Source organism: Rivibacter subsaxonicus, from assembly GCF_004217215.1.
In the GTDB taxonomy this organism is placed as follows: Bacteria; Pseudomonadota; Gammaproteobacteria; order Burkholderiales; family Burkholderiaceae_C; genus Rivibacter; species Rivibacter subsaxonicus.
Genome location: NZ_SHKP01000012.1, coordinates 1 through 9113, shown reverse-complemented (window position 1 = coordinate 9113; position 9113 = coordinate 1). Strand labels below are relative to the sequence as shown.

Genomic DNA, 9113 nt, shown 5'->3' with positions numbered 1-9113 from the left:
GGGACGACCGCCGCAGTGAAGCGGAGCACGCCGCCCGGCCGTGGCTTGGCGAAGCGATCGAACACCAGGAAAGCCGAACGACCGCAATGCGCCGCAAGCCGACATTCCTCTCGCCGTGTTCTACCGTCGCAAGCCCTGATTTGCGCCCGGTGCGCTGGAGCCATTGAGATGCACGTAACCCCGTGGCTGCTCAGCACCCTGGTCTTCCTGGCCGCGGCGGTGATCGTGGTGCCGCTGGCGCGCGCGCTCGGCCTGGGCGCGATCATCGGCTACCTCGCCGCCGGCCTGCTGATCGGCCCGCACGGGCTCAAGCTGGTGACCGACCCCGAGACGGTGCTGCACTTCGCCGAGTTCGGCGTGGTGCTGATGCTGTTCCTGGTCGGGCTGGAACTGGTGCCGAGCAAGCTGTGGGAGCTGCGGCGGCCGATCTTCGGCTGGGGCACGTTGCAGATGGCGGGCTGCACCGCGGCGATCGCCGGCGTCGCGCTGGCCTTTGGGGTGCCGTGGAAGGTGGCGCTGATCGCGGCGCTCGGCCTGGCCCTCTCGTCGACTGCGATCGCGCTGCAGGTGCTCGCCGAGCGCAACCTGATGCGCACCGGCAGCGGCGAGACCGGCTTCGCGATCCTGCTGTTCCAGGACGTCGCGGCGATCCCGATCCTGGCGCTGATCCCGCTGCTCGGCGCGGTCGCCGCCGACGACGGCGCCAACCCCTGGTGGGAGGCGGCGCGCGCGATCGGCGTGATCGTGGCCGTGATCTTCGGCGGCCGCCTCTTGCTGCGCCCGCTGCTGCGCTGGATCGCGCGCAGCGGCACGCCGGAGCTGTTCACCGCCACCGCGCTGTTCCTGGTGGTCGGCGTGGCGGCGCTGATGCAGGTGGCGGGGCTGTCGATGGCGCTCGGCGCCTTTCTCGGCGGCGTGCTGCTGGCCGAGAGCGAATACAAGCGCGAACTGGAAACCGACCTCGAACCTTTCAAGGGCCTGCTGCTCGGGCTGTTCTTCATTGCGGTCGGCATGTCGGTCGACTTCGATGCGCTCGCGCGCCAGCCATGGACGGTGCTCGGCGTGCTGCTCGGCTTCATGGCGCTGAAGCTGGCGGTGCTGGCCGCGCTGGCCAAGGCGATCGGCCTGCCGGTGGCCGAGCGGCCGGTGTTCGCGCTGCTGCTGGCACAGGGCGGCGAGTTCGCCTTCGTCGTGTTCCAGGGCGCGGTCGGCGCGCGCATCTTCAGCGCCGACACCGCCAGCGTGCTGATCGGCGCGGTGGCGCTGTCGATGCTGCTGACGCCGCTGCTGCTGGTGGCGGTCGATCGCTTCGTGGCGCCGCTCTACGCGCGTGGCGCCACGCGCAAGATCGACGAGATCGCCGAGCCGCAGCAGGCGCCGATCATCATCCTCGGCTTCGGCCGCTACGGCCAGATCATCGGCCGCATGCTCTACGCCAACGGCCTGTCGGCGACGGTGCTCGACCACGACGCCGAGCAGGTCGAGGGCACGCGCCGCTTCGGCTGGCCGGTCTACTACGGCGACGCGACCCGGCTCGACCTGCTGCGCACCGCCGGCGCGGCCGAGGCCCGCATCATCGTCGTCGCCATCGACGACATCGAGCAGAGCCTGAAGGTGGTCGACATCGTGCAGGAGCACTTCGCGCAGGCACTGATCGTGGCCCGCGCGCGCAACGTGCAGCACTGGTACGAGCTGCGCGATCGTGGCGTGCAGCATGTCGAGCGCGAGACGCTCGACGCGGCCCTGATGAGCGCGCGCAGCGTGCTCGAGCTGATGGGCTGGCAGCCGCACCGCGCGCGCCAGCTGGCGATGCGCTTTCGTCGCCACAACATCGAGCAGATCGAGGAACTGCGCCCGCACCGCAAGGACGAGTCCAAGCTCATCAACATGAGCAAGCAGGGCCGCCAGCAGCTCGAGCAGCTGTTTGCGCAGGAGCGGGAGCAGCGCAAGGAGCGGCGCGAGCAGGGCTGGGGCAGCGACGATGCGCCGGCCCGGGGACCACCGCCCTAGAAGTCCAGCCCCGCCTGCAGCGTGAAGACGCCGTTGACCTTGTCGGTGCTTGCGTTGCGCCGGTAGACGTAGACCGTCGACAGCGACAGGCCGCTCGGGCGGTGGCGGATCACCAGCGTCGGCCCGGCGTAGCCGACCCAGTCACGCTCGTCTTCCCAGCCGCTGGTCTTGTAGGCCGCACCGAGCGTCAGACCGATGCGGGAGTCGGTGTCGCCGAGCCGAAGCATGCTGTGCGTTAGCTGGGTGTCGAGGAACAGCGCGGGTTTCGCGAAGCTGTCTTCGAGGAAGTTGGCGCGGATGCCGGCCTCCCAGCGATCGGCGCTTCTGAGCAGCCCCCGCCTTTCGAAGCCGATCCCGCGGTTCTGTTCGTTGTAGGGCTGCTTGGCGTGCGTGCGCTGCTGGTGGTAGCTCAGCGCGGGACCGAGCACCGCCGAGCGCGCGGTGCCGCTGTCGAAGTCGGGGAAGGGCCACGCAATGCCGGCGCCCGGGATCTCGCCCAAGGGCGGCGCCGCGGTCGCCGACCCCGACCCGAAAGCGCTGAGTCCAGCCATCAGCGCGAGGACGCCATCGCGCGTCTTCCGGGTAGAGCTTCCACTGAACGAACAGAAGTTCATGTGGCACCGTGGGCGACGGCGGGGGCCGGTCGCGAGACCTCAGGCTAGCGATGCCTTCAGTGGCTGCCATTCCCCCATCTGCGCTGCCGCGTACGGGTGCTCCGGTGGACTCCAGACCTGTGCGCCGGTGTCCGGCTTGTCGTCGTGCACCTGCTGCTCACCGGTGAGGCTGCGCCGGGTCCCGGCCCGGCGGCCGGGTAACTTTCTCTTGCGTGCCCAAGAGAAAGTCACCAAAGAGAAGGGCACCCTGCTTCGCTGGTCGGCGCTGCGCACCGACTGCCCTGCGCTGCTCGCGCCGTGCAGGCGGCTGCGGAACTCGGCCGGCTTGGGCCGGCCTCAGACAGTCCTCGCCGACCGAGCGCTGCGCGCTCGGCAACCTGCCCGCCGCTGCGCTGCTCGGCAGCGAAGAAGGGAACCCGTCTACGAAGTGGCTCACGCAACACCAGCGGAGCCGCAGCGCGCTGCGGGTCGCAAGAGGGCGTTCGGTCTTCCCCGTATGTGACGCCGAGGAGCACAGGGTGGCGAAGGTTGCCCGAGCGCAGCGAGGGACCGCGAGGACTGTTCGAGCTCCGTTGGCCCGCAGGGCCAAAAGGGCGAGTTCCGCAGTGGCCTTCGTCGCCCGAGCACCGCAGGGCAGCCTGAGCGAAGCGAAGGCCGCCACATCCGGGTCGCCTTTCTTTGGTTCCTTTCTTTGGCGAAGCAAAGAAAGGGACTCGGCTGCCGGGCCGACATCCCGGCGCGGCCTCACGCGGTGAAATCGCAGGGCCGCAGCAAACAGCGCTCACGCGCCGCCGCCCTACACCTCGACGTTGTCGATCAACCGCGTCGTGCCGATCCGCGCCGCGGCCAGCACCACCAGCGGCTCGTCCAGCGTCTGCGGCGCCTGCAGGTCGGCACGGCGCCGGATCGCCACGTAGTCGGGCAGCCAGCCGTGCTCGCGCAGTTGCTGCATCGCGCGGGCCTCGATGGTCGGCAGGTCGCGCTGGCCGGCCTTCAGCGCCGCCACCACCTCGCGCAGCGTGGCGTTCAAGCGCACCGCTTCTGCGCGCTCGCGCGCGCCGAGGTAGCCGTTGCGCGACGACAGCGCCAGGCCATCGTCGGCGCGCAGCGTCTCGCCGCCGGCGATCTCGATGGGGAGCGCGAACTGGCGAACCATGTTTCGCAGCACCATCAGCTGCTGGTAGTCCTTCTTGCCGAACACCGCGACGCGCGGCTGCACCACCTGGAACAGCTTCATCACCACCGTGCAGACGCCGGTGAAGAAGCCGGGCCGGAAGTGACCTTCGAGGATGTCGGCCAGCTCGGGCGGCGGCAGCACCCGGTAGCCCTGCGGCTCCGGGTAGAGCTCGGTCTCGGCCGGCGCGAACACGAGATCGCAGCCGGCACCGGCCAGCAGATCGGCATCGCGTTCGAGCGTGCGCGGGTAGCGGTCGAAGTCTTCGTTGGGCCCGAACTGCAGCCGGTTGACGAAGATGCTGGCGACCACCGGCGCACCGTTGGCCAGCCCGCGCGCCTGCCGCACCAGCGCCAGGTGGCCCTCGTGCAGGTTGCCCATCGTGGGCACGAAGGCAACGCGCTGCGGGCCGCCGGTGGCGGTGCGCAGCTCGGCGATCGTATGGACGATCTTCATTCGGGATCGATCAGTAGGCGTGGAGGGATTCGTCGGGGAAGCTGCCGTCCTTGACCGCCGCCACGTAGGTGCGGATCGCACCCTCGATGGTGTTGCCCTCGGCGACGAAGTCGCGCACGAAGCGGGGCAACTTGCCGCGCGTGACGCGCAGCATGTCGTGCAGCACCAGCACCTGGCCGGCGGTGCCGCCGCCGGCACCGATGCCGATCGTCATCAGTCCCGGGTTGTCGGCCTGCAGGCCGCGCGCCAGGTCGGACGGCATCAGCTCGAAGACCATCATCGAGGCGCCGGCGTCGGCCAGTTCGCGGGCGTGCCGGCGCAGCGTGGCGGCGCCGGCCTCGTCGCGGCCCTGGATGCGGTAGCCGCCGAGCGCGTGCACGCTCTGCGGCGTCAGACCCAGGTGGGCGCAGACCGGCACGCCACGGTCGACCAGGAAGCGCACCGTCTCAGGCGTCCAGCCGCCGCCTTCGAGCTTGACCATCTGCGCGCCGGCGCCCATCAGCACCGCCGAGCTGCGCATCGCGTGCGCCGGATCCTCGTGATAGGTGCCGAAGGGCAGGTCGGCGATCAGGAAGGCGGTGCGGTTGCCGCGTGCCGCAGCGCGCGTGTGGTACGCCATCTCCTCGAGCGTCACCGGCGTGGTGCTGGCATGGCCCTGCACCACCATGCCGAGCGAGTCGCCGACCAGCAGGCAGTCGACGCCGGCCTCGTCGGCCAGCCGAGCGAAGGAGGCGTCGTAGGCGGTGAGCATCGCGATCTTCTCGCCGGCCGCGTGCATCTCGCGCAGGCGGTGCAGCGTGATCGACTTGCGTGCGCTCGGGGTCGAGTTGTCGCCGGGCGAGTTCTGGCTGCTCATGAGTGTGCGATCAAAGCGCCGCAACGGCGGCGTGGGCGCGGATTCTATGCACGCCGGCGGTGCAATGAGCGCGGCAGGGCCGCGCGAGGCTAGGCAGGCTGATAGGCCAGCCGCACGTAGATCGGCGCAAAGGCCTCGGCCTGGGTCAGCTCCAGCAGCCGCTCGCGTGCCAGCTCGAGCATCGCGATGAAGGTCACGACCATCACCTGCGGCCCGCGGCTGATCTCGAACAGCTCCTCGAACTCGACGAAGCGCCGCCCCTGCAGGCGCTTGAGCACGATGCTCATATGCTCGCGCACCGAGAGCTGCTCGCGCGTGATGCGGTGGTGCTGCACGAGCTTGGCGCGCTTGAGGATGTCGAGCCAGGCCTCGCGCAATTCGTCGGCGCTGACGTCGGCAAAGCGCTGCACCAGCGAGGCTTCGACCGTGACCTGGGCACGCAGGAAGTCGCGGCCCAGCACCGGCAGCTGGTCCAGGCGCGCGGCGGCCAGCTTCATTTGCTCGTATTCGAGCAGGCGCCGCACCAGCTCGGCGCGCGGATCCTCGGGCTCGCTGCCGTCATCGCTCTTCCTGGGCGGCAGCAGCATCCGGCTCTTGATCTCGATCAGCATCGCCGCCATCAGCAGGTACTCGGCGGCGAGCTCGAGGTTGCGCTTGCGGATCTGGTCGACGTAGTTCAGGTACTGGCGCGTCACGTCGGCCAGCGGAATGTCGAGGATGTTGAAGTTCTGCTTGCGGATCAGGTACAGCAGCAGGTCCAGCGGGCCCTGGAAGGTCTCGAGGAAGATCTCCAGCGCCTCGGGCGGGATGTACAGGTCCGTCGGCATCGCGAACAGCGGCTCGCCGTAGAGGCGGGCCACGGCCGCGACCTGGTCGACCACCTCGGGCAAGCCGTCGGCGGCGGTGGCCAGCGGCTCGGCCACGATCTCGGGAGCTGCGTTCACGCCAGGAACCGAAAAGCGGAACTCAAACTTTGGTCTGGTAGACGTAGGGCTGCTGCGGCACCTTGGCGGCGCGCTGCTCGGCCGCGAGGCCGGCATTGATCTGCTTGTCCCAGAGCAGGCCGCGGCCGCTGAGCTGGCGCGCCTCGAGCGACGGGTCCTTCTTCTTCAGGTCGGCGATGAAGTCGGTGACGTCGGAGGTGTAGGCTTTCCAGAACAGCGGCATGGCAGGCTTCACGAACAGGGGAATCCGCTATTTTACGGACCGCGGCGGCCTCTCGGCAGCGAATCTGCCGGACTCCGACTAGGCCGGTTCGCTGCGCTGGACGGCCAGCGCGCCCTCCAGGAAGCGCTGCGGCTCGCCCAGCCACCACTTGGCGAGCTCGTCGAGGCGGGCCGTCGTGACCTCGTGGGCGGCGAAGCTGGCGCTTACCGTGGCCAGGCCGTCGAGGTTGCGCAGCACGAAGCGCAGCTGTCCGCTCTCGTGCAGCGGCTCGACCCGCACGCCGACCAGCACATCGGCCACGAAGCGATAGCGCATCTCGACGAAGCGGCCGGTCTCGGGCGCGTTGACGCGCTCGCCCGGGCAGCGGATGCCCGCCTGCGCCAGCCGCGCCTCGAGCTTCTCGATCTCGGGCGGGAAGTCCTTGGCCAGGTCGAGCGCGCGGCCGCTCTCGAGCACGCCGTGCAGCACGACCTGCTGCACCAGCTCGCGCCCGGCCAGCGGTCCCTCGGCCGGCTTGTGGCGGCGGATGTCGGCCGCGATGCGGCGGCAGGTGAAGCCCTCCACCAGCGTGCGGTTGTCGAAGCGAAAGCGCTGCGGCGAGGCAGGCTCCAGAAGATCGAGTTGGCGCGCCAGGTCGCCGAAGTAGCGCCACAGGCTGCCGCAGGCGGCCTCGACCAGTTGCACGTGGCGTTCGAGATGGCCGAGGTCGCCGCGCAACTGCGCCTCGCGTGCCTGGGCCTGTTGACGGAGTTGTTCGAGGAAACTCATGGATGCGTCGGAATGAAGCCGATGCGATTATCTGCAGCTCGCGGCGAGCCCCCGCGCCCGGCACCCGCCCAAACCAATGACCGAGACCGAACTTCGCCTCCACGTTCCGCCCGCCGCGCTCCAGGGCGTGCAGCGTGCCCTGGCTGCCGCCGCCGGTGGCCGGCTGCCGGCGGCCTTGCCGCTGCGCGCGATCTACTTCGACACGCCCGCACGCGACCTGGCCGAAGCCGGCATCGCGCTGCGCCTGCGCCAGGAGGGTCGGCGCTGGGTGCAGACCCTCAAGGTCGGTGCCGCTCATGCGCTGAGTCGCGCCGAACACAACGTGGCGGTCGCGGTGGCAGCGGGCGCCGAACCGGTGCTCGACGCCGCTCGCCACGTCGGCACGCCGGCCGGCGAGGCGCTGGCCGCGCTGTTGCTCAAGCTCGACTCGCCTCAACTGGTGCCACAGTACCGCACCGACATCCGCCGGCGCCTGCTGGTCAAGCGGGCCCGCTACGGAACCGTCGAGCTGGCGCTCGACGAGGGCCTGCTGCTGGCGCCCGCGGTCGAAGGGCGCGACGCCGCGGTGGCCCCGGTCTGCGAGCTCGAGATCGAACTCAAGTCGGGCCAGCCGCGCGCGGTGATCGACACCGCCGCGCGCTGGATCGGCGAGCACGGCCTCTGGCTCGACAGCCGCAGCAAGGCCGAGCGCGGCGACCGCCTCGCGCGCGGCATCGAGCGTGTCCCTGCCTTCAAGGCGCCGCAGTTGCGCGCCGGTCGCGATGCCACGCCGGGCGATCTCTACGCCGCGGTGTTCGAGCAGGGCCTGGCGCAGGTGCTGCGCAATGCCAGCGAACTGGCGGCGGGCCTGGGCGCGCCCGAGCATGTGCACCAGCTGCGCGTGGCGCTGCGGCGCCTGCGCAGTGCGCGGCGACTCTTCGACGGCTGGCCCGGCGTGCCCGCCACGGCGGCGTGGGGCGAGGGCGCCGCGACGCTGTTCGGCGCGCTGGGCGCGCTGCGCGACGTCGACGTGCTCGGCAGCGGTTGGGGCTCGCGCATTGCGGTCGAGCTCGAAGCGGCCGGGTTGCCGCCTCTTGCGCTGCACGGCGCGACGGAGGCCGGCAGCCACGACGCGTCGGCGCTGCTGGCCGCGCGCGAGGCGGCGCTGACGCTGCTGGCGCTGGTGGCGCATGGCGCCTGCGAGATCCCGGCGGTCGCCCCCACGGAGGGGCCGGCCGCGACGGTGGATGCACCACCGGCCGCGCCGACGCCATCCGCCGGCGCGCTCGCCGCCGCCCGCCTGGCGCAGTGGCACGCCCAGGTGGTGAAGGGCGCGCGCCGTTTCGATCGCATCGACGACGAGGCGCGCCACGTGCTGCGCAAGCGCGTCAAGCGCCTGCGCTACGCCGCCGAGTTCTGCGCGCCGCTGTTCCGCCGCAAGGCGCTGGCCGCTTTCCTCGAACCGATGGCCGAGGCGCAGGAGCGGCTCGGCGAGTTCAACGACCTGTGCGTCGCGATCGAGGCCACCCGCGCGCTCGGCGCCGAGCAGCCGCAGGCGCTCTATGCCCGCGGCTGGCTGGTGGCGCAGCGGCCGGCGCTGATCGCGAGCGCCGACAAGGCGCTGCGGCGACTGGCGAAGGCGCCGGTGTTCTGGGATTGAGGCCGGCCGCCGCCACAAGGAGCACGACGATGAAGCTACGACGCGTCACGACCGGCCACAGCGAGCACGGCAAGGCCGTGGTCGTCAGCGACACCGAGGTGGAGGGCGCCACCTTCCCACTGCTGTCTGGCGCCGGGTTCCACCGGCTCTGGGGCGCCGATCGGCCGCCGAGATTTCCCGACGCCGGCGCGCCGCCCGAGTACGCGAGCTACTTCCCGCCGCTGGGCGGCTTTCGCTTCATGATGTTCACGGTGGCACCGGAGTCGTCGCCGCGCCCGCCCGCCGCCGATCGCCCGGCGCTGTTGGCCGAGACGCAGAGCAAGTTGCCCGGTCAAGGGCCTGTTAACGCTACCGGAGGGCTCGCGTGACCCAGGAAACAAAGGCCATCAAGGCGCAAAGCGCAGCCGGGGTCGGCCCCCGGCGAGCTTT

Annotated in this window: 9 protein-coding genes; 3 read left to right on the top strand and 6 right to left on the bottom strand. The window is 70.9% G+C overall.

Going from position 1 to position 9113, the window contains the following annotated elements:
• Nucleotides 1-168: 168 nt before the first annotated feature.
• A complete protein-coding gene (gene kefC, locus EV670_RS18620; protein ID WP_130434997.1) occupies nucleotides 169-2010 on the top strand; it encodes a glutathione-regulated potassium-efflux system protein KefC in 1842 nt (613 codons plus the stop codon).
• Here the strand turns inward: kefC and EV670_RS18615 are convergent.
• The 6 genes from EV670_RS18615 to EV670_RS18590 form a co-directional block, all read right to left on the bottom strand.
• Nucleotides 2007-2510, bottom strand: coding sequence for a hypothetical protein (locus EV670_RS18615; protein ID WP_130434995.1), 504 nt, complete (start codon nucleotides 2508-2510; stop codon nucleotides 2007-2009). The two genes, kefC and EV670_RS18615, sit on opposite strands and share 4 nt — an antisense overlap.
• 910 nt (nucleotides 2511-3420) lie before the next feature.
• On the bottom strand, nucleotides 3421-4254 hold the full coding sequence (gene panC / locus EV670_RS18610; protein WP_130434993.1) for a pantoate--beta-alanine ligase: 834 nt from the start codon (nucleotides 4252-4254) through the stop codon (nucleotides 3421-3423).
• A gap of 10 nt (nucleotides 4255-4264) precedes the next feature.
• Entirely contained in the window at nucleotides 4265-5110 is an 846-nt protein-coding gene (panB, locus tag EV670_RS18605; protein WP_130434991.1) for a 3-methyl-2-oxobutanoate hydroxymethyltransferase, read from the bottom strand.
• A gap of 89 nt (nucleotides 5111-5199) precedes the next feature.
• On the bottom strand, nucleotides 5200-6054 hold the full coding sequence (locus EV670_RS18600) for a segregation and condensation protein A (protein WP_242617054.1): 855 nt from the start codon (nucleotides 6052-6054) through the stop codon (nucleotides 5200-5202).
• Nucleotides 6055-6076: 22 nt separating this feature from the next.
• Nucleotides 6077-6277, bottom strand: coding sequence for a DUF3460 family protein (locus EV670_RS18595; RefSeq protein WP_130434999.1), 201 nt, complete (start codon nucleotides 6275-6277; stop codon nucleotides 6077-6079).
• Nucleotides 6278-6355: 78 nt separating this feature from the next.
• Entirely contained in the window at nucleotides 6356-7045 is a 690-nt protein-coding gene (locus EV670_RS18590) for a hypothetical protein (RefSeq protein WP_130434987.1), read from the bottom strand.
• A 76-nt stretch (nucleotides 7046-7121) separates the two neighbouring features.
• On the opposite strand from EV670_RS18590, the gene EV670_RS18585 reads away from it, so the two are divergent.
• Both EV670_RS18585 and EV670_RS18580 read left to right on the top strand, forming a co-directional pair.
• Nucleotides 7122-8684, top strand: a complete 1563-nt coding sequence (locus EV670_RS18585; protein WP_130434985.1) for a CYTH and CHAD domain-containing protein — start codon at nucleotides 7122-7124, stop codon at nucleotides 8682-8684.
• A 29-nt stretch (nucleotides 8685-8713) separates the two neighbouring features.
• Nucleotides 8714-9052 (top strand): cupin domain-containing protein, encoded by a 339-nt coding sequence (locus EV670_RS18580; protein WP_130434983.1) that lies wholly within the window; start codon nucleotides 8714-8716, stop codon nucleotides 9050-9052.
• The last annotated feature ends 61 nt before the right edge of the window (nucleotides 9053-9113 follow it).